19 protein-coding genes are annotated in these 24205 nt (G+C 68.8%); 15 read left to right on the top strand and 4 right to left on the bottom strand.

What is annotated here, in order from left to right; translation table 11 throughout:
- Window positions 1-25: 25 nt before the first annotated feature.
- The 11 genes from AC1DK4_RS23460 to AC1DK4_RS23410 all read left to right on the top strand — a co-directional run bounded on the left by AC1DK4_RS23460 (window position 26) and on the right by AC1DK4_RS23410 (window position 13682).
- Entirely contained in the window at window positions 26-1429 is a 1404-nt protein-coding gene (locus tag AC1DK4_RS23460) for an undecaprenyl-phosphate glucose phosphotransferase (RefSeq protein WP_441611786.1), read from the top strand.
- A 126-nt stretch (window positions 1430-1555) separates the two neighbouring features.
- Window positions 1556-1807 carry an acyl carrier protein gene (locus AC1DK4_RS23455; protein WP_420997529.1) on the top strand — a complete coding sequence of 84 codons (252 nt, stop codon included), beginning with the start codon at window positions 1556-1558 and terminating at the stop codon, window positions 1805-1807.
- Window positions 1804-3003 (top strand): acyl-CoA dehydrogenase family protein, encoded by a 1200-nt coding sequence (locus tag AC1DK4_RS23450; RefSeq protein WP_441611785.1) that lies wholly within the window; start codon window positions 1804-1806, stop codon window positions 3001-3003. The genes AC1DK4_RS23455 and AC1DK4_RS23450 overlap by 4 nt, the downstream gene beginning before the upstream one ends.
- Window positions 3004-3013: 10 nt before the next feature.
- The gene (locus AC1DK4_RS23445; protein ID WP_441611784.1) at window positions 3014-4009 is read left to right on the top strand and encodes an amino acid--[acyl-carrier-protein] ligase; all 996 of its coding nucleotides are present in this window, start codon (window positions 3014-3016) and stop codon (window positions 4007-4009) included.
- The gene (locus AC1DK4_RS23440) at window positions 4009-5001 is read left to right on the top strand and encodes a DUF1839 family protein (protein ID WP_441611783.1); all 993 of its coding nucleotides are present in this window, start codon (window positions 4009-4011) and stop codon (window positions 4999-5001) included. The genes AC1DK4_RS23445 and AC1DK4_RS23440 overlap by 1 nt, the downstream gene beginning before the upstream one ends.
- Window positions 5002-5026: 25 nt before the next feature.
- Window positions 5027-7606 (top strand): glycosyl hydrolase 2 galactose-binding domain-containing protein, encoded by a 2580-nt coding sequence (locus tag AC1DK4_RS23435; RefSeq protein WP_441611782.1) that lies wholly within the window; start codon window positions 5027-5029, stop codon window positions 7604-7606.
- A gap of 278 nt (window positions 7607-7884) precedes the next feature.
- Window positions 7885-8607, top strand: coding sequence for a Crp/Fnr family transcriptional regulator (locus tag AC1DK4_RS23430; RefSeq protein WP_441611781.1), 723 nt, complete (start codon window positions 7885-7887; stop codon window positions 8605-8607).
- A gap of 51 nt (window positions 8608-8658) precedes the next feature.
- Entirely contained in the window at window positions 8659-11043 is a 2385-nt protein-coding gene (locus AC1DK4_RS23425; RefSeq protein WP_477131812.1) for a polysaccharide biosynthesis tyrosine autokinase, read from the top strand.
- Between the two features lie 207 nt (window positions 11044-11250).
- Window positions 11251-13098, top strand: coding sequence for an alpha/beta fold hydrolase (locus tag AC1DK4_RS23420; RefSeq protein WP_441611779.1), 1848 nt, complete (start codon window positions 11251-11253; stop codon window positions 13096-13098).
- Between the two features lie 57 nt (window positions 13099-13155).
- Entirely contained in the window at window positions 13156-13347 is a 192-nt protein-coding gene (locus AC1DK4_RS23415) for a DUF2141 domain-containing protein (RefSeq protein WP_441611778.1), read from the top strand.
- Window positions 13348-13373: 26 nt separating this feature from the next.
- The gene (locus tag AC1DK4_RS23410) at window positions 13374-13682 is read left to right on the top strand and encodes a hypothetical protein (RefSeq protein ID WP_441611777.1); all 309 of its coding nucleotides are present in this window, start codon (window positions 13374-13376) and stop codon (window positions 13680-13682) included.
- A gap of 112 nt (window positions 13683-13794) precedes the next feature.
- Here the strand turns inward: AC1DK4_RS23410 and AC1DK4_RS23405 are convergent, their stop codons facing one another.
- The 4 genes from AC1DK4_RS23405 to AC1DK4_RS23390 all read right to left on the bottom strand — a co-directional run bounded on the left by AC1DK4_RS23405 (window position 13795) and on the right by AC1DK4_RS23390 (window position 18973).
- Window positions 13795-16044 (bottom strand): polysaccharide biosynthesis tyrosine autokinase, encoded by a 2250-nt coding sequence (locus AC1DK4_RS23405; RefSeq protein WP_441611776.1) that lies wholly within the window; start codon window positions 16042-16044, stop codon window positions 13795-13797.
- Window positions 16041-16505, bottom strand: a complete 465-nt coding sequence (locus tag AC1DK4_RS23400; RefSeq protein ID WP_441611775.1) for an arsenate reductase/protein-tyrosine-phosphatase family protein — start codon at window positions 16503-16505, stop codon at window positions 16041-16043. The genes AC1DK4_RS23405 and AC1DK4_RS23400 overlap by 4 nt, the downstream gene beginning before the upstream one ends.
- Before the next feature lie 11 nt (window positions 16506-16516).
- Window positions 16517-17611 (bottom strand): polysaccharide biosynthesis/export family protein, encoded by a 1095-nt coding sequence (locus tag AC1DK4_RS23395; protein ID WP_477131811.1) that lies wholly within the window; start codon window positions 17609-17611, stop codon window positions 16517-16519.
- Between the two features lie 465 nt (window positions 17612-18076).
- Window positions 18077-18973: a helix-turn-helix transcriptional regulator gene (locus AC1DK4_RS23390; RefSeq protein WP_441611774.1), complete on the bottom strand. Its 897-nt coding sequence runs from the start codon at window positions 18971-18973 to the stop codon at window positions 18077-18079.
- An 886-nt stretch (window positions 18974-19859) separates the two neighbouring features.
- Between AC1DK4_RS23390 and AC1DK4_RS23385 the strand changes: the two genes are divergently transcribed.
- From AC1DK4_RS23385 to AC1DK4_RS23370, 4 genes are all read left to right on the top strand, one after another.
- Window positions 19860-20708, top strand: coding sequence for a class I SAM-dependent methyltransferase (locus AC1DK4_RS23385; protein ID WP_441611773.1), 849 nt, complete (start codon window positions 19860-19862; stop codon window positions 20706-20708).
- 39 nt (window positions 20709-20747) lie between these two features.
- A complete protein-coding gene (locus AC1DK4_RS23380; protein ID WP_441611772.1) occupies window positions 20748-21962 on the top strand; it encodes a glycosyltransferase in 1215 nt (404 codons plus the stop codon).
- A gap of 11 nt (window positions 21963-21973) precedes the next feature.
- The gene (locus AC1DK4_RS23375; RefSeq protein ID WP_441611771.1) at window positions 21974-23284 is read left to right on the top strand and encodes a hypothetical protein; all 1311 of its coding nucleotides are present in this window, start codon (window positions 21974-21976) and stop codon (window positions 23282-23284) included.
- Window positions 23281-24205: glycosyltransferase family 2 protein (locus AC1DK4_RS23370; RefSeq protein ID WP_477131808.1), on the top strand; the 925-nt coding region annotated here is incomplete at its 3' end. The genes AC1DK4_RS23375 and AC1DK4_RS23370, both read left to right, overlap by 4 nt.

Genomic DNA, 24205 nt, shown 5'->3' with positions numbered 1-24205 from the left:
CCGGCTTGCCGGATGGAGGCGAATCATGTCCGCGATCCGCGCCTTTGTGGGCGAGCGCCAGGCTGCCCTGCAGATCCTCTATCGCTTTACCGACGCCGGCATCGTCGCCGCCTGCGGCATGGCGGTGGGCGAGTTGCTGTTCCCGCAAGGCCTGCGCGGCGCCGCGCCCGTGCACGGCTTTATCACTGTTCTGTGCTCGGTGAGCACGCTGCTGGTGTTCCCCGCCTGCGGCCTGTACAACTCCTGGCGCGGCCGCAACCACGTGGCGCTGGCGCTGCGCACGCTGGCGGCGTGGGGTGCGGTCTGCATGCTGGGCCTGGTCACCGCGTATCTGATGCACCAGTCGGCTGCGCTGTCGCGGCTGTGGTCGATGGGCTGGCTGCTGAGCGTGGCCGTGATGCTGCTGCTCTCGCGCGTGATGCTCTACCGCATGCTGGGCAGCGTGCGCGAACTCGGCATCAACGCCAAGCGCGTGGTGATCCTCGGCTATGGCTCGCTCGGGCATGAGATGTACCAGCGCGTGCGCAACAACCGCGGCGCCGGCTACAACGTGGCCGGCATCTACGACGAAGGCATGCAACCGGTGCCTGCCGGCGTCACGCGGCTCGAATCGCTGCAGGAAGTCTGCACCTTCGTGCGCAACAACGGCGTGCGCGAGATCTGGCTGACGCTGCCGATGGCCGCCTGCCGCGATCTCTACGACGTGGTTTCCCATTTCCGCAACGACCTCATCGACATCCGCTGGGTGCCCGACATCATGGCGGTCGAACTGCTGGGACATCGGTTCAGCGACTTCCTCGGCCTGCCGGTGATCGATCTCAACAGCCCGCCGCAGTCGGGCATCACGGGCCTGCTCAAGGCCAGCTTCGACCGCGTCTTCTCGCTGGCCGCGCTGGTCGGGCTGTCGCCCCTGCTGCTGCTGATCGCGGTGCTGGTCAAGGCCTCATCGCCGGGGCCGGTGTTGTTCCGCCAGGCGCGCCTCGGCATGGATGGCAAGCCCTTCCACGTCTACAAGTTCCGCACCATGGTGATGCACCAGGACAGCGGCGTGCCCCAGGCCGTGCCGGGCGATCCGCGCGTCACGCGCCTGGGCGCCTTCCTGCGCCGCACCAGCCTGGACGAGCTGCCGCAGTTCTTCAACGTGCTGCACGGCGAGATGTCGGTGGTGGGCCCGCGCCCGCATGCCATCGAGCATAACGAGATCTACAAGGAAATCATCGACCGCTACATGTTGCGCCATCGCGTGAAGCCCGGCATCACCGGCTGGGCGCAGATCAACGGCCTGCGCGGCCAGACCGACACCGTGGAGAAGATGCGCAAGCGCATCGAGTTCGACATCTTCTATATCCGCAACTGGTCGTTCCGGCTCGACCTGCAGATCATCCTGCGCACCGCCCTGCATGGCTGGACGGGGCACGCGGCGTACTGAGCACGTGGGCGCCGGGTGTTGCTGCCCGGCTGCGGCGGCGCGAAGTTGGTGGGCCAACGCACCGAAGCCGCATGGCGCCTGCGGCCCAATGGTGGCACCCGATCATCCTCACCGAGGAGTACAGAGATGAAGGCAACCATTCGACAAATCCTCGCCGACGTGGCGCGGCTGGACGTATCGGTCGAAGCACTCGATGACCAGGCGGACCTCTACGAAGCCGGCCTCTCGTCGCTGGCAACCGTCCATGTGATGCTGGCCATCGAGAATGCGTTCAATATCGAGATCCCGGATGCGATGCTCACCCGTCAACTCTTCCGCAGCGTGAATTCGCTGGCGGCCGCGGCCGAGCAACTCAGACAGCAGCAGGAGGCAGCATGAGCCCCCCGCTGGCCAGCGTGGAGCTGGCGCGCCCGATGTCGGCCCACACCGGCACCGCCGAGCTGATGGCCGGCGCGGCACTGGCTGCCGCCGAGGCGGCGCAGCATGCCGACCAGGTGGACCGCGACGCCGCCTTCCCGCACCAGGCGTTCGCCGTGCTGCGCCAGCACCGCCTGCTCAGCGCCCTGGTGCCGGCCGAGCACGGTGGCGCGGGCGCTTCGCTGGACACCATCGCGGCGATCTGCCGCGTGCTCGGCGCGGCCTGCTCGTCGGCCGGGATGATCTACGCCATGCACCAGATCCAGGTCGCCTGCATCGTCGAGCATGGCAGCGGCAGCCCCTGGCATGAGCAATTGCTCGACCGCATCTCCGGCGAACAGCTGCTGCTGGCCTCCGCCACCTCCGAAGAGGCCATCGGCGGCGCGCTGCGCAACAGCGGCTGCGCGGTCAACGTGGAGCACGATCGCTTCCATCTGCTCAAGATGGCGCCGACGATCTCCTACGGTGCGCACGCCGACGCCATCCTGGCCACCGCGCGCCGGCATGCCGATGCCTCGCCGTCCGACCAGGTCATGGTGTGCCTGCTGAAGCCCGATTTCACGCTGGAGTCCCTCAGCACCTGGGACACGCTGGGCATGCGCGGCACCTGCAGCAACGGCTTTCGCCTGGAGGCGCGGGGCGCGTGCGAGCAGATCCTGCCGGTCGCCTTCGGTGAGATCGCCGACGGCACCATGACGCCGGTTTCGCACATCCTGTGGGCGGCGCTGTGGACGGGCATCGCGGGCGACGCCGTGCACCGCGCCAAGAGTTTCTTCCAGGGCCAGGCGCGCGCGCGTCCCGGCTCGCTGCCGCCGTCGGCCACGCGCGTGGCGGATGCGGTGGCGATGGTGCAGATGATGGAAGGCCGGCTCGAACTCGCGCTGACCCACCAGCGCCAGCGCCATGCCGGCCTGTCGGTATCGGCGCTGTTCTCCCTGGCCGCCGAGATGAACGGCCTCAAGACCAGCGTCTCCGCGCTGGGCATCGAGGCGGTCCAGCAGGCGATGTTGATTTGCGGCATGGCAGGCTACAAGCACGGTACCCCCTACAGCCTCGGGCGCCATCTGCGCGATCTCTGGTCAGCGCCGCTGATGATCAACAACGACCGGATCCTGACCAACACCGCCAGCCTGCTGCTGGCGGAGCGTTCGAGCTGAGGAGCACGATATGGATGCCAACATTAGCGCGGACAACGCCAGCACGGCGCCCTTCGAGCCCGCTGCCGCGGCTGCGCCACCCTATGGCGATCCCCTGGTCGGGCAGCGGCGCTACCAGCAGGCGCTGATCGAAGCCGGCCTGCTGATTCCCGGCGGCGTCGATGGCGTGTATGGCCGCAGCGCCGTGTTCGAGGCGATCGCCGATGGCCTGAACGTGGCTGTCACCGCGCTTGGCGCGGACCAGCGCGCCGAAGTGATGCGCTTTCCGCCGGCGATGTCGCGCAAGGACTTCGAGGCCAGCGACTACCTCAAGAGCTTCCCGCAACTGGCCGGCACCGTGCACAGCTTCTGCGGCAACGACCGCGATCATCACCGCCTGCTGGCGCGGCTCGAAGACGGCGAAGAATGGGCCGACGAACAACGTCCCACGCGCGTGGTGCTGACGCCCGCGGCCTGCTATCCGATCTACCCCGCGGTGGCCCGGCGCGGCCCGATGCCGCCGCAGGGACTGGTGGTCGACGTGCTGTCGTACTGCTTCCGCCACGAGCCGTCGATCGATCCGGCGCGCATGCAGATGTTCCGCCAGCGCGAGTACGTGCGCCTGGGCAATGCCGCGCAGATCATCGCGTTCCGCCAGTTGTGGATGGAGCGCGGCCAGCAGCTCGCGGGCATGCTGAAGCTGCCGCACGAGGTGGAGGTCGCCAATGACCCGTTCTTCGGCCGCGGCGGCAAGATCGTGGCCGACAGCCAGCGCGAGCTGAAGCTCAAGTTCGAGCTGCTGGTTCCCATCAACGACGGCGCCCCGCCGACCGCCTGCATGAGCTTCAACTATCACATGGATCATTTCGGCCAGGTCTGGGAACTGCGCACCGCCGATGGAGAGCCGGCCCACACCGGCTGCGTCGGCTTCGGCATCGAGCGCCTGACGCTGGCGCTGCTGCGCCACCACGGCTTTGACGTGGGGCACTGGCCCAAGGACGTACGCGCCACGCTGGGAGGGCTGTGATGCTGGTCGACCCCCATACCCTGGAGCGCGGCACGCACGTGTCGCACGCCTTGCACAATGGCAACCCGGTCTGGCCGCAGACCAACTGCTATGTGGACCTGTGGATCGAGCTGCTGCACGGCTGGGGGCTCGACCCCGTGGCAGCGCTCGGCTTCACAGTGGCGCAGGATTTCGAGGGCGACCAGTTCACCTTCTTCAAATACCCGCACGACGATCTCGAGCGCCTGTACGGCGTGGTGGTGCAGGAGCTGTCGCTGTATGAATCGATGGAAGCGCGCGTGGCCGCGCAGACCTGCCGCGGGCACGTGGTGCTGCTCGAGGTGGACGGATTCTACCTGCCCGACAACCGCGCCACCTCGTACCGCCGCGAGCACACCAAGACCACCATCGGCATCGACGTGATGATGCCCGACGCGCAGTCGGTGGGCTACTACCACAACGAGGGCTACCACGTGGCCAGCGGCGAGGACTACGGCGGGCTGTTCCGCCGCCTGCCCGGCCTGGTCGACGACGTGAACCTGCTGTTCCCCTATGCCGAGGTGGTGCGCCGCCGTTTCCCGGCGCTGGAAGGGGCGATGCTGGTACGCGCCTCGCTCGCGCTGCTGCGCAAGCATCTCGCGCGGCGCCCGCGGCAAAACCCCATCACCGCCTTCCGCACGGCGTTTCCCGCGCACCAGGAAGCGCTCATGGCGGGCGGCGAGCAGGTCTTCCATCCCTACGCCTTCAGCGTGCTGCGCCAGCTCGGCGCCAACTTCGAACTGCTGGCGCAGTACCTGCGCTGGCTGGCCCAGCATGGCCAGCCGATGCCCGACAGCATCGCGGGTGCATGCCAGAAGCTCGCTTCCGAAGCCATGGTGATGCAGTTCCGCCTGGTGCGCTCCATCATCAGCCGCAGGGTGGACCGTTGCCAGGATTGCCTGGACCAGCTCGAAGTCTCCTACGACGCGGCGATCCCGGCGCTGGCAAGCTACGTGGGCGAGGCCGAATACTAGATACCGCCGACCTGCGCCCGCCGCCATGCACGCGCCTCTCGTCCTCACGCCTGTTCCCGGGCGGCCAGTCCACCGCGAGCCCCTCGCCGGCGCCTGGGCCTTGCTGGAGACGCCCTGCGGCGCCGCTGCATCGCCGGCCGGGCTGGAAGGGCGCGGCCCATGGCTGCCCGCGGCGGTGCCCGGCACCGTTGCGCAGGCGCTGCAGGCGGCAGGGCAATGGCAGGCCGACGCGCCGCGCGCCCTGCACGACCACGACTACTGGTACCGCGTGCCGCTGTCCGGCGCGGGTGCCTGCCGCCTGCGCCTGCACGGCCTGGCCACGGTGGCCGAGGTATGGCTCGACGAGTTGCGCGTGCTCGACGCGCAGAACATGTTTACGGCGCACGAGGCGGAACTGCATCTCGACGGCGACCACGTGCTCTGCCTGTGCTTCCGCTCGCTGCACCGCTGGCTGCGCAGCCAGCGCGGACCGGTGCGGTGGAAGCCGCGCCTGGTCTCGCCGCCCTCGTTGCGGCTGGTGCGCACCACGCTGCTCGGCCATATGCCTGGCTGGTGCCCGCCGGTGCATACGATCGGGCCCTGGCGCGGCGTCGACCTGCTGCCGCTCGACGCTGGCGCCAGCCCGCTGCTGACGGCGCGCTACGACCTGCAGGCCTCGCTCGACGCGGATCTTGCACGCGGCGTGATCCGCCTGCGCCTGCGCGACGTGGCGCCGCTGCCGGCGGGCGTGCCGCTGATGCTGTGCGCGGACGGGCGCGAGGCGCCGCTCGCCGCCGTGGACGCCGGCCCCGGCGGCATCGTGTACGAGGGCGAGCTTGCCGTGAGCGCGCCGCGCCTGTGGTGGCCGCATACCCACGGTGCGCCGCAGCGCTATGCAGTGCAGTTGCGGCTGGGCGACGCGCGCATCGATTGCGCGCAGGTGGGCTTTCGCCGCATCGAGATCGACCGCCGCACCGCAGCCGGCGAGGATGGCTTCGCCCTGCGCGTCAACGGCGAACGCATCTTCTGCCGCGGCGCCTGCTGGACCAGCCACGACCTCGCCGGCCACGTCGATGCGCCCGCGGAAGTCGGGAAATGGCTGGCGCTGGCGCACGGGGCCGGTATGAACATGGTGCGCGTGAGCGGCGTCACCTGCTATCAGGGAGAGGCCTTCTTCGCTGCCTGCGATGCGCTCGGCCTGATGGTCTGGCAGGATTTCATGTTCGCCAACTTCGACTACTGCGCCAACGCCGAAGCCGCGCGTCCGCTCATGGCCCAGGCCACGCGCGAAGTCAGCGAGTGGCTGGCCGCGCATCGTCACCATCCGAGCGTGGCGGTGCTGTGCGGCGGCAGCGAGGTCGAACAGCAGGCCGCCATGATGGGCGTGCCTTGCGCGAGCTGGCGGCAACCGCTGTTCGACGAAATCATCCCGGCCTGCGTGGCCGCCTGGCATCCCGACGCCGTATACGTGCGCAACTCGCCGAGTGGCGGCGCGTGGCCATTCCAGCCCGACAGCGGCGTCTCGCACTACTACGGCGTGGGTGCCTACCAGCGCCCGCTCGACGACGCGCGCCGTGCCAATGTGCGTTTCACGTCCGAATGCCTGGCCTTTTCCAACGTGCCGTGCGCGCGCACCCTGGCCGACGCGCTGCCGGTCGCACCCGCGCATGACCCGCGCTGGAAGGCGCGCGTGCCGCGCGATGCGGGCAGCGGATGGGATTTCGAGGACGTGCGGGATTTCTACCTGCGCGAACTGTTCAAGGTGGACCCGCCGCGCCTGCGCTACGAGGACAGCGTGCGCTACCTGGCGCTGTCGCGCGCGGTGGTGGCCGAGGTGATGACCGACGTCTTCAGCGAATGGCGGCGCAGCGGCTCGACTTGCTCCGGCGCGCTGGTGTGGCAGCTGCAGGACCTGCTGCCGGGCGCGGGCTGGGGCATCGTCGATGCGCTGGCGCGGCCGAAATCGGCATGGCACGCGCTGCGCCAGGTATGGCAGCCGCTGCAGGTGCTGATCACCGACGAAGGCCTCAACGGCATCCATGTGCACCTGATCAACGAAAGCCCGGCGCCGCGCGCGGTACGCCTGCGGTTGCAATGCTGGCGCGACGGCGAGACGGCGCTGCTCGACGTGGCGCGCGAGCTGTGCCTGCCGCCGCACTCCATGCAGCGCATGGGCGGCGCCGAACTGGCCGGCACGTTCTTCGATTTCACCTATGCCTACCGCTTCGGCCCGCGTACGCATGATGTGGTGTGCGCCACGCTGTGCGATCCCGCCGACGGCACCCAGATAAGCCAGGCCTGCTACCTGCCCGAACGCAGCGCGGCCGCGCTCGAGCCGCCCGAGCTGGCGGTGGCGCTGGCGCGCGAGGACGGCGACTGGTGGCTGACGATATCGGCGCGGCGCTTCGCGCGCTGGGTGCATATCGACGATGCGGCCATGCGCCCCGAGTACGACTGGTTCCACCTGGCGCCAGGTGCGTGCCGGCGCGTGAAGCTGCTGCCCGAGGGCGACCCGAATGGAGGAGGCCAGGATGTAGGGCTGGCGTGTGCGGCTCCCATCCCGATGGGGGAGGTCCATGCGCTCAATGCGAGACGTGCGGTGGCCTACAGCGCGCCAGGCGCCTGATACGCCGTACACGCGGAGTACGAATGCTGTGCCACGCGGCGCCGGGGCTTCATGGCTTGGTCGCCGGTGTTGTGATTTCCGGCGCTCTAAGACCTACCGAAGGATGATCAGGTTTCAGCCGTGCGGCTACTGTTGGGAGGACCACATATGGCACTTAATACAGACACAGAGGCTGTACGAACCGGGGTTAAAGAATAGGTGGTCGGCGCGGGTCCCCGCTATGCGACGGACCGGCTTCGGTCGTAAGTGTTCGTGCGGCTGGTCACGGGGAGAGGAAAATGATCAGTCAGCGTTCGGATCTGCACGTCAATCATGTGCTGGGTGCCTTGCCGCGCAAGGATTGGGAGTCGTTGTCGGCGCACCTCGAGCTGGTGCGCATGCGTGCCGGCCAGCTGCTGACCGACTCGGGCCAGCGTATCCACCATGTCTACTTCCCCACGACTGCCATCGTCTCGATGCTCTCGCTGCTGGAAGATGGCGCCACCGTAGAGATCGCCGCCATCGGCAAGGAAGGGCTGGTCGGCATTCCGGTGCTCACCGGCGGAGACACCATGCCGTGCCGCGTGGAGGTGCGCACGCCGGGCTTTGCCTACCGCCTGTCGGCAGCCACGCTCAAGCAGGAATTCCTGCATTCCCCGGCAATCCAGCGCGTGACCCTGCTCTACGTGCAGGCCGTGCTCACGCAGATCGCCCAGACCGCGGTGTGCAACCGTCACCATTCGCTCAACAAGCAACTATGCCGCTGGCTGCTGCTCGCGCTGGACCGCATGGCGTCCAACGAGCTGGTCATCACGCAGCAGGTCATCGCCAACATGCTTGGCGTGCGCCGCGAAGGCGTGACCGAAGCCGCCGGCAAGCTCGAAGACCTTGGGCTGATCCAGCATAGCCGCGGGCACATCACCGTGCTCGACCGCCTTGGCCTGGAAGCGCATTCGTGCGAGTGCTACAAGCTCGTCAAGCGTGAGTTCGACCGTCTCTTGCCGGCGCTGGCAAGCGTCTGAGGCAGGAGCGGCAGGACATGGCCATTGCCCAGGGAGAACGTCGTGAACAGGTTGTATTTCTCCGCCACGAGGCCGGCTGCGGATGAGCCGGCGCCGCCGGGCGCACGCCGGCGGCGCGCCCTGCTCGATCACCTCGGCTGGATCATCGGGCTCACGCTTGCCGGCGCAGGGATCGGCGCGTTCGTGGCGCTGTCGACGCCGCCGCGCTACCGCGTCGAGGCACTGGTGCAGGTAGCGCCGCGCAACTCCGGCCAGGTCAATGCCTCGGCGGTGCAGTTCGATACCGGCATGCTGACCAGCCGCGCGGTGGTCGGGCCGGTGGTGGAGCGTCTGCACCTGGACGTCTCGGCGGCGCCCGTGCGTGCGCCGTTGCTCGGGGCGCTCGCGGCGCGCTTCGCCGAGCCGGGCCATGCCATCGGGCCGTGGCCCGAAGGCCTCGGCTACGCCTGGGGCGGCGAGCGGATCCAGCTCGACAGCCTCTCGGTGCCCGAGCGCCTGCTCAACGTGCCGCTGATACTGGTGGCGCAGCCCCAGGGCCATTACCAGCTCTATGCCGGCGACGCAATGCTGCTCGAAGGCGTGACGGGCGAACCCGCATCGGCCAACGAGGTGGAGCTGCAGGTCGCACAAATCGATGCGCAGCCCGGCACGCGCTTCGAACTGATGCGCAGCGATCCGCTCTCCACGGTGGACAGCATCTCGCGCGAACTGGTGGTGGACGAACACACGCGTGACGCCGGCACGGTACGCGTTGCGTGGCGCTATCCGGACCGCAAGCTCGCGGCTGCGCTGGTCAACGGCGTGGCGCAGGCCTACATCGACAGCCAGACCACCCAGCGCCGCGATGACGCGGCCGGCGGCCTGGCCTTCGTCAGCAGCGAGCTGCCGCGCGTGAAGGGCGAGCTGGAGCGCGCGGAAGCGGCGCTGACGCGCTATCGCACGCGCAGCGGCACCATGGCGCCCTCGCAGGAGGCCCAGTCCTACCTCAGCGGCAGCATGGACTACCAGCGCCAGATCGCCGCCCTGCGCCTGGAGCGTACCCGCCTGCTGCAGCGCTTCACCACGGACAGCAACGAAGTGCGCACGGTCGATACCCAGATCCAGGAACTCAGCAAGGTGCGGCGCGACATGGATTCGCGCATGCAGAACCTGTCCGAGACCGAGCGCGAGTCGGTGGCGCTCACGCGCGACGTCAAGGTGGCCGAGGATATGTACATGACCCTGCGCAACCGCGCGCAGCAGCTCTCGCTGGCCCAGTCCGACCGCTCCAACACCATGCGCATCGTCGATGCGGCGATGCCGCCTTCGCGCCCGGACGGCCTTGGCCCCGTGCCGCTGACCTTCGGCGGCGCGCTGCTTGGCCTGTGCCTGGGCCTGGCCGGCGCGGCGGCGCGCCAGCGCTACAAGCCCTCGGTGGCCGATGCGGCCGACGCCGAGGCGCGGCTCGGCATGCCCATGCTGGGCGAGATCGCCTTCAGCAGCGAGCAGACCGAGCTCGAGCACGAGGCCGAGGTGCATCGCCGCCTGGGCGTGATGATGGGGTTTGCCGCCACGGCGAGCCCGCGCCTGTATGCGCCTGCGCCCGGCAGCGCGCTGGCCGAGCCCGGTGCGTTTGCCGCCGGCGAAGGCGAGCGGATGCTGCGCTGCGGGCTGCACGACCGCTTCCTGCTGGCGCGGCGTTCGCCGCATGCGCTTGCGGTGGAAGGCCTGCGCAGCGTACGCGCGGCGCTGCATTTCGCCGTGCGCAACGCGCCCGACGGCGTGCTCGCGGTGACCAGCCCCGCGCCCGGCGCGGGCAAGACCTTCGCCTCGGTCAACCTCGCGGTGTTGTTCGCCGAAGCCGGCCAGCGCGTGCTGCTGGTCGACGCCGACCTGCGTCGCGGCAAGATCGCCAACTGGTTCGACCAGGCGCCGGAGCCCGGGCTGGCCGAACTGCTGGCGGGCCGCGCCGACCTGGCGGCAGTCGTGCGCCCCACGGTGGTGTCCGGCCTCTGCCTGATCACTGCCGGCGCAACGCCGACCAATCCGTCCGAGCTGCTGATGATGCCGTCGCTGGCCGAGATGCTGCAGGTCTGCAAGGCACGCTTCGACCTGGTCATCATCGATACGCCGCCGGTGCTGGCCGTGGCCGACGGCACCCTGGTCGCCAACCTGGCCGGCTCCACCCTGCTGGTGGTGCGTGCCGACGTGACGCCGGCGAGCCAGGTGGACGAAGCCGTCAAGCGCCTGGCCCGCGCCGAGGCCCGCCTGGCCGGCGGCATGCTCAACGGCGTCATCCGCCGGCGCAGCAACCGCGCGGATTTCGCCGCCATGAATCCCTACCTGGGCTTGCCGCTGCCTCCCGCGCAGCCCGAGGCGCTGGCCCTCGAGGCGCGCAGCGCGCCGTCCAAGGAGCAGGACCGGCCGGCCGGACAAGACTCGATGCCGGCGGCCTGACGGCGCGCAACGCGGCGAGGCGGCCAKGAGCGTACCCGTTTCTGCGTGCTTCCTCGCAGCGCGAGACAAGGCGGCCCGCGCGCCCTCCCGGCGCGGCGGGCCGCGGGCGGTAATGGCCCGCCAGGACAACAAGCAGAACAAAAGCGTACCCGTTTCTGCGTGCGCGAATGCCGGGGGTCCGAGCCCCGTTTTCCCTTGGGAGAAGCGATGAAACCGGTCTTGTTCGAGGGGTGCGCCGGGTGGCTCCATGAAGCACCGGGCACCACGGGCGTGGTGCTATGCAATCCGCACGGCCACGAAGCCATGTGGTCCCACCGCGCCTACCGGCACCTTGCCGGCGACCTCGCGGCGGCCGGGCTGCCGGTGCTGCGCTTCGACTATCCCGGCACCGGGGACTCCGCCGGCAGCGATGCCGATGTCGACCATATCGCCTGTTGCGTGCATGGCATCCTGGCCGCGGTGCGGACCCTGCGCGAGCAGGGCGGCGTGACGCGCGTGGTGTTGTGCGGCCTGCGCCTTGGCGCCGCGCTGGCCGTGCTGGCCGCCGAGGCGCTGGCCGCGCGCGATGCCGGGGTGGTGGCCGGGCTGGTCCTGCTGGCGCCGGTCGCGAGCGGGCGCGCCTACCTGCGAGAACTGCGTGCGCTGCATACCGGCTGGGTCAACAACGTCATCCCCGATATCCAGCTGATCCCGCCCACCGACGGCTCGCTGGACGTGCTCGCCTACCGCTTCCAGCCCGACACCGTGGCCGCGCTCGAGGGCCTGCGCATGGCGCGTCGCAAGGGTTGCCCGGCGCCCCGCGTGCTCTTGCTCGATGCATGGCCAGGCACCGCATCGCCGGTCGCAGAAATGGGTACGCTTTACCGCAACGCCGGAGCCGAGGTCACGCTGGACGGCTTTGCCGAGTACCCGGGCATGATGCAGGCGCCGGAATACGCCAAGGTGCCGGAAGCCGCCTGGCAGGCGGTACTGGCCTGGATGCGCCCGGCGCTGGCCGCCGGCGGCAGAGGCGCCGCGCGCGGCGCGCCGGCGGCCCACGACGACCGCCCGGCGCTGGAATGCGAAGTGGACGGCGTGCGCGAGCAGCGCGTGTGGCTGGACCGCGGCCGCCAGTTCGGCATCCTGTGCGAACCCGCGCGGCGCACCGCCGGCGGGGTCGCGATCCTGTTCCCCAACACCGGCGGCAACCACCATGTCGGCGACGGGCGGCTGTTCGTCTCCTTGTCGCGCGAGCTGGCGCGCCACGGCGTCACCGCGCTGCGCCTGGACCTCTCCGCGCTCGGCGACAGCCCCGCGCCGGCACGCCAGATGAGCATTCCCGCCGTATACGACCCGAGCGCCTGCGAAGACGCCAGCGCCGCCGTGGACTGGCTGCGTGCCCGGGGCATGCGGCGGATCGTGGTCGCGGGCGTGTGCTCGGGTGCCTTCATCAGCTTGCACGTGGCCCTGCGCAACCCGGCCGTAGCGGGCGTGGTGCTGGCCAACCTGGCCAAGTTCCGCTGGGACGAGACCGATACCGCCGCGGTCAACGAGCGCGTGCAATCGATGCGCGGCTACGTCGCCGCGGCGCGCCGCGCCGAGACCTGGCTGCGGCTGATGCGCGGCCAGATGAAGGTCGTGCCGATCCTCAACGGGTTCGTGCGCCGCAGCGCGCGCCGCCTGAGCCAGCGCGCGGTGTCCGCCGTGGCACGCTGGCGCGGCGGCGAGGACACCACCACCGTGACGGGCTTCGCGCGTGCCGCCATGCGCGAGCTCGACCGGCGCGGCGTCCAGACGGATTTCCTCTACGGCATGAGCGATATCGGGCTGGAGGAAGCGCGGGACCGCTTCGGCGGCAATCTGGAGGCGCTGCAGGGACTCGATCATATCCGCGTGCGGACGCTGTCGAAGTTCGATCACTCGCTGTTCCTGGCGGAAAGCCGCGCGGCGCTGCAGGCGCACCTGGTGTGGTACATGGAAGCGCAGGTCGCGCGCGCCGCGCTTGCCGAAGCCGCCAGCGAGGCCGAGGCGTCGAATGCGCTGGACGACGTCGTGCCGGGTACGGTGCAAGCCTGAGGCGGCGCCGCGCGCTGGTGCCATTGAACGTGATGGCAGGCGGCCAGCGCCTGCCAGGTGGCCGCCTGCGCAGTTGCCCATCGTGCCGGTATTGCCGTGATCTTCAAGCATGTGCCGGCCGGCGACTATGCGATCATCGCGTACCAGGACAAGAACGCCAACGCCAATGGACGGCTCGACAGGAATGCCATCGGCTTTCCAGCCGGGCCGCCGGGATTTGGCGGGACATCCGTATGGTTTTTACGTTGACGAAAAAAAGCAGCAGGAAATTGTTTATGACGACAGAAATCAAAGGCCAATGGGACTGTATCTCCCAGACGCCGGGCGGCGAGCAGCGCTCGGTGCTTACCATCGTCGGCACCGGGGCCGGCGGCTTCGGCGGGACCAATGCGGGCGAGAAGGCTACGGCCGAGGTCATCGACGGCGAGCTCAATGGCGACCGCGTGACCTTCAAGATGAAGCTCACGGCGCCGATGCCATTGACGCTCAAGGTGGAAGCCCAGCTTTCGGGCGACACGATGGAAGGCACGATCACCGCCGGCGTGTTCGGGCGGTTCCCGATGAAGGCGACCCGCAGGGCCTGAACGCGAACGATGCGCGCCGCATTGGCGGCGAGCCGCCGGCGCGCCCGCAATGCGGCCCGGGTGACCGAAGAAGACCACTCTGGCTGCACCCTGGCAAAGGCCGCCGCCCGGCCTATCTGCCCTCCACCGTTTCCACATCCTGGTACCGATAGCTCAGGTACCGGTACTTGCCGAAGCTGTAGTGCGCCCGGTACCAGCGGCCTTGCACGTTCAGCCCGTTGAACAGCACACCCTTTACTTCGCCGCCGGCCTGCCGGATCGCCCTGCCGGCCGCTTCGAGCTCGTCCACCGTGGTGGAGTCGGCGCGGGCGACCATGAACACGGCGTCGGCCTTGGTGGCGAGGATGCCGGTATCGGAGGCGGACAGCACCGGGGGCGTATCGATCAGCACGACGTCGTAGTTCGACTTCAGCGCATCGAGCAACGTGTCCATCATCGGGCTGAGCAGGAGGTCGGCGGCGTGCGTCGGGAGCGTGCCGGTGGGAATGAAATCCAGGCCGGGGACCACCTGCCTGCGCACCGCGCCTTCCACCGGCGCGCCGCGCAGGAGCTCGGTCAGGCCGGGGCCGCGCTCGGTGTCGAAGCGGTGGTTGAGGTTGCCGCGGCGCAGGTCCGCGTCGATCAGCACCACGCGCTTGCCGCCCGCGGCCAGCACCGTGGCGAAGTTGGCGCAGATGAAGGACTTGCCCACGCCGGGCGAGGGCCCGGTCACCAGCACCACCGGATGATGGACGCCCAGCAGCGAGAACTGCAAGGCGGTGCGGAAGCTGCGCAGGCTCTCCATCGCGGGGTCTTCCGGCATGCGGCAGGCCAGCAGCGCGTTGGGCCCGCCTTTGGCCATCAGGCGCGATTGTTCCGGGCTGAACGGGATGGTGGAGTACACCGTGAAGCCGGTCTGGCTCTCGATGTCGTCGGCTTCCGAGACGCCGCCGTCGAGAAGGTGGCGCAGGAACACGATCATCAACGCGCCCACGGTGCCCAGCAGGGCGGCGAAGATCACCAGCAGATTGCGGTTGGGCCGCACCGGCAGCAGCGGCACCTCGGCGGGGTCGACCAGGCGCGCGGTGCCGACCTTGCTGGCCTTGGTGAGCCGCAATTGCTGCGCATCGTTGAGCAGCGACTGGTACATCTCCGTGCTTACCTTCACGTCGCGCATCAGCCGCACCACGTTCTGCTCCACTTCCGGCAGCTTCTGGATGCGCGCGGTCACGCCGTTGAGCGCGGCGGTCAGGCTGGCGATCTGTTCGTCGACGATGCCGATGCTGGGATGGTTGCCGGTGAAACGCGTCACCAGCTCCTGGCGCTTCTGGCGCAACTCCTGCACGCGGGTCTGGATCTGCACCGACTGCGACAGGATCAGCTTTGATTCCTCGTTCAGGTCGATGGTGCCGCGCTGGTTGCGCAGCGCGTTGTAGCGCGTCTCGGCGGTCTCCACCTGTTGCTTGACCTGCGGCAACTGCTGCTGGAGGAAGGCCAGCGACTTCTCGGCTTCCTCTGCCCTGCGGCGCACGTTCTGGTCGACGTACTCGGCGCCGATCTCGTTGAGCGTGGCGGCGATCAGATCCGGGTCCGGGCCTTCGAGGGTGACGCCGATCACGCCGCTGGACTTGCCGCGCTCGACGATCTGCAGGGTCTCCTGCAACTTGGCGATCGCATTGGCGCGCGGCACGCGCATCACCGTGAAGGTCGCGCCGGGCTTGCCGTCGAGTTCGGAGACCATGATCCCGACGTTGCCGCGCGAAGTGGGCGCCAGCAGCGCCTGGCCGACGGTGCCGGTGGCCACGGTGTCCTCGCCTTCGATCTTGAGGCTATAGCGGTTGTTGTCCAGCACCGTGACCAGCATGTGGGTGCCTTCGATGCGCGCGGGCATGTCGAGCCGCGTGACCGCGATGTGTTCGCCGCCCCACACGAAGCCACCCCAGCCGAACAGGCCGGGATCGGACAGGCCCGGGTTGTAGCGCGCGAGCGGCTGGCCGATCAGCGGGAAGTAGCGCGGCCTGGCGTCGATGGCCAGGCGCAGGTTGTCGACGGCCTTGCCCACCACCATGCGCGAGTGCAGCAGCTCGATCTCCGAGGCCGCCGCGGGCTTGACGTCGAATACCGGCGCCACGCTGCCGGCGAGCTTGCTGGTGTTGCTGCTGCCGCCCGTATCCTCTACCTGCACCACGATATCGGTGCGGTAGACGGACCTGGTGAAGAAGGCATAGGTCGCGCCCAGCAGGAAGATCACGCCGGCGACCAGGAGAAACGTCCAGCGGTACCGCATCAGGATGTCGAGATAGCCGGTCAGGTCGATCCCTTTTTCCCGGGCCGCGCCCCGCTGGGGGCCGCTCAGGGCTTCGTGCGGGTTGAACGTGTTCATGCTACCTCCCCGTGATATGCATCCCGTGCAATGGCGCGAATCCGCACCACCCATGTATCGACGCCTTGCTTGATGAGCCCGAACACGATCCTGAACATGTTCTGCGAACAGCCATAGGGATCGGGTACGTCGGCGTGCACGAATTCGCAAAGCCGGTAGACCTTGCCGCGCGCATGGGGGTACAGGCGCTCCAGCGCCTCTCTTTGTTCTGTGTCCATCACCAGTACGAGGTCGGCGCCGCTGACCATGCTTGCGTCGAGCACGCGAGCGCGGTGTCCGGGGAGATCCAGCCCGTCCTCCGCAAGCAGGCGCACGATGTGCGGATCGGCGGCGGCGCCTTCGAGCGGCGCCAGGCCTGCCGACGTGATGGTGCAGCCGGGCAGCGAATTGCCGAGCAGGCATTGCGCCATCGGACTGCGGCAGGTATTGCCGATGCACACCACCAGGATCGAGCGGATCATGACGCGTGCGCCTATTTCACCATCGTCGCCGTACCAAGGACCGGGCCGGTCGATGGTATGAGCAGGTTCATCACACGGCTCCAGCGCACCAGCTCGCGCGCATCCACGTACACCACGTCCTTGGCCTCGAGCTGGAAGCCCTCGGCGATGGCCAGCGCTACCGGCGAGGTACCGTCGAGGTGGAAGACCTTCGGCTCGCCGTCCTCCGCCTTGCGGATCACGAAGATCTGTTCCGCGTTGGCCGAACCCGGATTGACGCCGCCGGCGTCGCCCAGCGCTTCGTTGAGCGTCATGCGGCCGTTGCGCATCAGCAGCGTGATGGGACGCACGACTTCGCCCGTGACGAAGATCTTGCTGTCTTCGCGTTGCTCCACGCGCACGATGTCGCCGTTCCTGAGCATGATGCGCGACGGATCGACGCCGCGGGCCAGCAACGCCGGGATGTTGACGCGCCAGCTGCGCTCGCCGCGCGTGATGCGGATGCGGCTGTTGTCGCCGGTCGTGTTGAGTACGCCGCCGGCGCGGTTGRGCGCCTCGATCAGCGTCATCGGGGCATCGTCGATGGGCTGCATGCCGGGCGTGCGCACTTCACCGTCGACGTAGATGCGCTGGCTGCGGAACGCCAGCACGCGCACCGTCATCTGGGGATCGCGCACCACGCGCGCGAGCACCCGCGCGATCTGGTCGCGCACTTCGTTGGAAGTCTTGCCGGCCACCCTCATCACGCCGGCGTAGGGGAACTGGATGTCGCCCTGTGCGCTGACCACGTAGCCGGGCACGTTGGCGCCTCCGCCGACCGCGGGTATCTCATAGGCGGCGCCGATGCTGTAGGTCTGGTTGGGGAAGACCAGTTCCGGGTGATCCCACACCACCACGGAGACGATGTCGCCGGCGCCGATGCGGTAGGGCTCGGGCTTGCCGTACAGTTCGTCGAGCTTGTCCAGTTCGCGCTGGGCCACGTTCTTCTGGCTGCGCACCAGGTCCAGCGTGATGGGGGTGATGTTCGGCATGGCGTCGGGCCCGATCGCGCTGACCGGCGCCTTGGCGTCGAAGTGCATGCCGGGAGAACTCGAGCACGCGCCCAGCAGCAGCGCCGCGCACAGCATGGCGAGGCACGCCAGTGGGCTGGAGCCGCGCCGTTCTGCAAGCTGGCCAGTCGAGTGTTGCATCCCAAGGTCGATGGTCTCGTTCACGGCAGGCTCCCGCTCTAACGGTGACAGGTCCATCGCAACGACTGCGACAATCCCCCGTGTTGTCATCCTAGGATGCGCATGACCTCCCATCGGTGCGCTGTCCCACATTGAGCCGGCACCGGGGAAATCGTTGGAAACGGCGCCAGGCAAGGCGTAGCGGGCTGCGCGGGGCGGCCGCGGCGGTCGTCTGGCGGCGACACATTGGCGGCTCGCGACGACAGATTGGCGACCGTGAAATGCACTGCGGGAAAGGTCGCCGGGGACTCCCGGCGGCATTTCCCGCCCAACTCTTCGCCGCACAGGCCTGTTCTGTGCAAGCTAGCCTGCACGCCCCGGCTCCGGCCGGGGGCCGCCGCCAGGTGTGCAGGATGCAGCGTGTCAGCGCATCGCCGCGGAAGCTCCGGTGCTGTATTCGGCGGATGCGCGCACCGAGTTGCGCGGCGCCGCGTCGTCACCGCTGACCCACTCCAGCAAGGCGCCGCGCTGGAGCGCCGCATAGACCGCTTCGCCCTTGTTGCGCACCTTGAGCCGCTGGTACAGCGTACACGCATGGCTCTTTACCGTGGCGACCGAGATATTGAGCATGCGGCTGACGGTCTTGATCGGATGACCGCGCGCGAGCAGCACCAGCACCTCGTACTGGCGCGGCGTGATCTGCAGCATCTCGGCTTCGTCGTAGGCGGTTTCGCCATGGCTGTTCTGGCTGCCACCGTCGCCGGCCGCGGCGCCCTGCCGCGCCACGGCGCCCAGCGAGTCGCGCGAGGAAGGCGTGCCCTGGATGCGGGTGCCCGAGGGGCCGCAGGCGGCGCCATCCGTCAGCGGCGCCAGCACCGGCACGCGCCCGCCCAGCGGGTAGCCGCCGGCGGACATCCCCGGCGCGCCGCCAGCCTGGCGGCCGTTCTGGCCGCGCCCGTATTGTCCGCCCACCATCGCCAGCCGGATGCCGGCCTCGAGCACGGCGAGCGAGGCCGACTTGGGCAGGCAGCCGCATATACCCTGCGCCATGGCCAGCGCCGGGATCTGCAGCGGCAGGACATCGGCGAGCAGCAGAAGGCGCTCCGCCGAGAGCACGGAACGCACCTTGTTGAGGAGCTGCCATCCCGCATCGAGATCGGCGGGCATGCCAAAGACGAGCAGGTCGCAGTGATTGCCGTCGAGCAGCGCAACGTCGCCCGGATCGACGGTGATGACATGGTCCACGCCGTGGATACGCTCGAGCATCTGAAGCAGCCCGAGACGCAGCAATGGATGACCCTCTATGAGAAGCGCGTTCATGTTCTTATTCCCCCCGTATGATTGAGGCAGGAACAGGTTGAACGCAGCGCGGAATAATGACCTGCACGACCCAAGCTGCTGACTTGCGCCGCCTTAATTTATCCCCGTACTACCGCCATGAAAGTTCCGCTCATCTTATTGTCGGAAACTAGAAGCATGGCGGAAGGCTGACCCCCTGAACCCACCCCAAAATGCCATTCGTCTTAAAACGAATTAAGGTCATCTTATGGTCTGATCTGCACGAAATCAAGTTGCTTTGTCGGCGCCCGGGATGGGATGGTGCGGTTTGCTTTCATCATCCGGAAAGCCTTGGTGGAGGCCGAATGGCGGGGTACCCGAACGGGTTAGGGATAATCAAAAAGATTAAGTTTCAGGAGTGAAACAGTCATCGCCGGATTATGTTTCACCGCTGCAACAGAAAATACCGGGAGCCCGCATTCCTATGGTGCGGGAAGGTGTCGCCCGAGGCCTTCGGCACAAAATTGAAACTTCCTGCAGGGTGAAGTACGGCGCATTTACGGGCTACCTCTGCACCCATGCGCTGGCCGTCGCACGACAAACGGATGAGGACCATCTCAGCCATCAGGATGAGGGGAGAGACAGCGCTGCCTGAACCCCTGCCGCGCCGGTGCTAATCCCCTTGCAAAATGCTTGCGTGCGGCGTCGCCGGCACCTTCTGCGCGGGTCGTCGCCGCGCCGCGCCGGGCGGCCGGAGCGGTACCGGCAAGACGGCGACAAGGTGGCGGCAAGCGTGTGTGCCAACGAACAGAACCCGGTCCCTCGCCTCGGCATTCTCGATGCACGCAGGCTGGTCACCTGCCCCCGGAGCATGCCTGCGGCAGCGCGGCGCTCTGGTCCACGGCGGCTCTTCTCGAGCGAGGTTCCCATGGCGTCAGGCACGGCACAAGATCGCATCAATCAGCACGCATGGCGTAGTTGGGGCGCGCGGCGGTGGTTTGGCACCGCCAGCGACTGGACCGATCCCGGCGAGGCGGCTGCCATCGCCTGGCTCGCCGAGGAAGTCCGCGGACAGCCGATCCTCGACGTGGGGGTTGGCGGCGGGCGTACCGTGCCGATGCTGCGCGCGCTGAGCGACGACTACACCGCGGTCGACTACATGCCGGAGATGGTCGAGATCTGCCAGCGCAACCATCCTGGCGTGCGTGTCGCGCAGATGGATGCGCGCGACATGTCGCGCTTCGCCGACAACAGCTTCGCGCTGGTGATGTTCAGCTTCAACGGTATCGACGCGGTGGACTATCCGGGCCGCGAGGCCATCCTGCGCGAGTTCGCGCGCGTGCTGCGCCCCGGCGGCCTGGTGCTCTTCTCCAGCCACAACATGCGCGGGCCGAGCTATCGCGAGAATCTCTCGATGTTCCTGCGCCTGCCGCATCTGTCGGGCAACCCGATCGCGGTGGGCATCGATACCGCTCGCGTGCTGTGCAACCTGCCGCTGGCCACGTTCAACTACCTGCGCTATTCGCGCCTGAACCGCGAGTTCGACGGCTACGCCATCCGCGTATGCGCCGCGCACAAGTTCGGCATCGTGATCGTCTACACGGAGCTCGAGGCGCAGCGCCGCGCGCTGGCGCAACTTGGCCTGGACACGGAAGTCGTGTACGGCAACGTGGACAAGGAGCCCCTTCGCGAAGGCCAGGCGCTCGACGAGGTCTACTGGTTCCACTTCATTGCGCGCAAGGCAGCGGCACCCGCCACCCCGCCATTGCGGCAATGAGCCGGCAATGATCGGCAATGAGTCGGCAGTGAGTCAGCGATGAGGATCCTGCACGTCATCTCCTCGATCGATCCCGGTGGCGGGGGGCCCATCGAGGGCGTGCGCCAGCTGCGCGCGCCCCTGAGCGAATGCGGCGTGCAGGTGCAGGTGTGCTGCGGTGACGCGCCGGATGCGGCCTGCGTGCGCGACAGCGAACTCGACGTGATCGCGCTGGGGCCGTCCTCGCTCAAGTACGGCTTCAGTCGCCGCATGCTGCAATGGCTGCGCGCGCACGCCGAAGGCTATGACGCGGTGATCGTCGAAGGACTGTGGCAGTTCCACGCGCTGGCCGTGTGCCTGGCCCTGCGCGGCAAGCAGGTGCCGTACTTCGTCTTCACGCACGGCATGCTCGACCCGTGGTTCCGCGAACACTATCCGCTCAAGCATCTCAAGAAAAGCGTTTACTGGTTGCTGGGCGACTACTGGGTGCTGCGCGGCGCGCGCGGCGTGTTGTTTACCTGCAGCGAGGAACGCCTGCGCGCGCACGGCGCCTTCTGGCCGTATCGCTGCCGCGAAGTGGTGGCCACCTACGGTACGGCACAGCCGCCGCAGCAGGCCGCGCCACTGCGCGAAGCGTTCTTCTGCACCTTCCCCGCCACGCGCGGCAAGCGCATCGTGCTCTTTCTCGGACGTATCCACGAGAAGAAGGGCTGCGACCTGCTGGTCGACGCGTTCGCCGGCGTGGCTGCGCAGGATGCGGCGCTGCACCTGGTGCTGGCGGGCCCGTACGATGCGGCGATGCGCACGGCGCTGGAGCAGCGCCTTGCCGGGTACGGCCTGTCCGCGCGCACATGCTGGACCGGCATGCTCAAGGGCGATCTCAAGTGGGGAGCCTTCCACGCGGCCGAGCTGTTCTGCCTGCCCTCGCACCAGGAGAACTTCGGCGTGGCGGTGGCCGAGGCGCTTGGTTGCGGCGTGCCCGTGCTGATCTCCGACAAGGTCAATATCTGGCGCGAGATCGTCGAGGACGGGGCGGGGCTGGTCGGCCCGGACACTGCACAGGGCACGGCCGCGTGCCTGCAGCGGTGGCTGCGCATGGCGCCCGCCGCGCAGGCGCGCATGCGCGCGGCCGCAGGGCAATGCTTCAGCCGGCGCTTCCGCGCCGAGCAGGCGGCGGCTCGGCTGCTCGAGATCATCGGGGCGGAAACGGGCGCGGGCGGCGCCATCGGGGCCGCACCGCCTGCGCAGCGCGCGCAACACGCGCCGGCGGCCTAGGGGGCCACGCCGTGAAGTTGCTCAACTTCCTCGTCTATGCCGTGCTGTCGCAGGGGGTTGGCGCCATCACCGGCCTGCTGCTGGCGCGTTGGCTCGACGTTGGCGACTACGCCATCTATACGGTCGTCGGCATCATCATGGGTGCCATCGCCGTGGTCACCAAGGGCGGCATCCAGCTCGGGCTGAACGCGCTGCTCGGCAAGACCTGGCCGGACCGCCAGCGCGCGGCGGAACTCGCCCGCGCGGCAATGGGGCAGCGCTGGAAACTCTCCGCGTGGCTACTGCCGGTGGTGCTGGCGATCGCCGCCTGGCTGTTGCATCGCAATCATGCTGGCATGGTGCTGACCGCGCTGCTGCTGGCCCTGTTGCTGGCTACCTGGTATTTCGACATGCAGTCGCGCGTGGTGGACCAGGTGTTGCTGTTCGCCAACCGCGCGCCGGCGCTCCAGGCGCTCGATACCGCCTTGTCCGTCGCCCGGCTGGTGCTGTCGTCGGCGCTCTACGCGCTGGGCATGCTCGGCGTGCTCGGCGCGACGCTTGTCAACGTACTGTGCGCCGGGCTGCGGGTGCCGGTGGTCAGGCGCTGGATCGCACGCGAGATTCCCGGCGCGGGCGCGACGCTCCCTGGTGCCGGTCTATCGCATGCCGAACATGGCGCCCGCGCCGCCGCCGACCGCCAGTTCATCGGCAGCGTGATGCGCCGCCAGTTGCCGCTCGAGGCGTTCTACTGCATCCAGGGCCAGATGGTGTTCGCCATCGTGGCGTTCCACGGCGCGGTCGGGCAGACCGCGGCGCTGGGTGCGCTGTCGCGTATYGGCCAGTTGCTGATGCCGGTGGGCGCGGTGGTGGCGGCATACGTGATTCCGCGCTTTGCGCAGGCACGCGAAGGCGTGCTGCGGCGCTTTGCGGCATGGGTGGCGCTGGCCTGCCTGCCGGCGGCCGCGCTGGTCCTGCTCGCGATCTTGTGGCCCGGCCTGCTGCTGTGGCTGGTCGGGCCGAACTACGCCGCGCTGCACGCCGAACTGGTGGTCGCGTGCCTGGGCTCCGGGTTTGCCAGCGTGGTGGGCATCGCCTGGCAGTTGCTGGCCAACCGCGGACTGAATCACTTTGCCTTTGTGCAGGTGCCGGTGGTCGCGGCGTGGTGCGCGCTGGCCCCGCGGCTGCTTGACCTCACCACGCTGGACGGCGTGCTGTGGTTCCAGCTCGGACTGTCGTCGGGGCTGGCCGCGGCCATCGTCTGCGAGATTGCCGGCGCCGTGCGCGCCGGGCGCCTGCTGCCTGCCGACGAGCAGCTTGCCGCCAACGGAGGAAGCGCACCATGAGCGATGCGCCCAGCGTCACGCTGATGATCCCGACCTTCCGCCGCCTGGACATGCTGCAGCGCTGCCTGCAGGCAGCGAGCGCGCTGGCGCCCGCGCCCGCGCAATGGATCGTGGTCTGCCGCGGCGCCGATGACGCGGAGACGGCCGACTGGCTGGCACGGACCGCGCCGCAACGCTATCCCGGCCTGCAGGCAGTCACGGTGGTCGAGCCCGGCGTGATCGCTGCGATGAACGCCGGCCTGCCGCACGTCACTGGCGAACTGCTGGCGATCCTGGACGACGACGCCCTGCCGCGCGCGGACTGGCTGGCGCGCGTGCTGCCGCATTTTTCCGATCCGGAGGTGGGCGGCGTTGGCGGGCGCGATGTCGTGCATGGCGCCGATGGCAGGCCGCTGCCCTTGCCCGACGTGCCGCTTGCCGCCTACCGCGACGGCTGGGGCCGCATCATCGGCGAAACGCACAGGGTCTGCGGCGCGCCGCGCGCGGCGGAGACCCTGAAGGGCTGCAACTGGATCCTGCGCCGCGCGGCGATGGGCACGGCCCGCTTCGACGAGCGCCTGCACGGACAGGGCGCGCAGCCCGGCAACGAGACATGGATGTGCCAGATGCTGCGGCACGCGGGCTGGCGGCTGGTGCTCGATCCCGCCGCCATCGTCGATCACTACCCGGCGGTGCGCTACAACTACGAGCGCGAGAGCTTCGCGCGCAAGCGCTGCTTCGAAGAGACCTGCAACATGACGGCCATCACGATGGCGTACGCACCGCCGGCGATGCGCGCGCGCCTGGTGCTGCACCAGTTGCTGATCGGCTCGCGCGGCTGTCCCGGCGCGTTCTTCCTCGCGCACAGCCTGCTGCGGCGCCCGCGTTGCCTGCCCGGGCAGCTGCTGGGCGGCTGGAGCGGGTTCTTCGCCGGACGCCGGC

Source organism: Cupriavidus sp. 05N38 (assembly GCF_056397345.1).
Note: the sequence above shows the minus strand (reverse complement) of the source record. Positions and strands in the feature narration are given on the sequence as shown.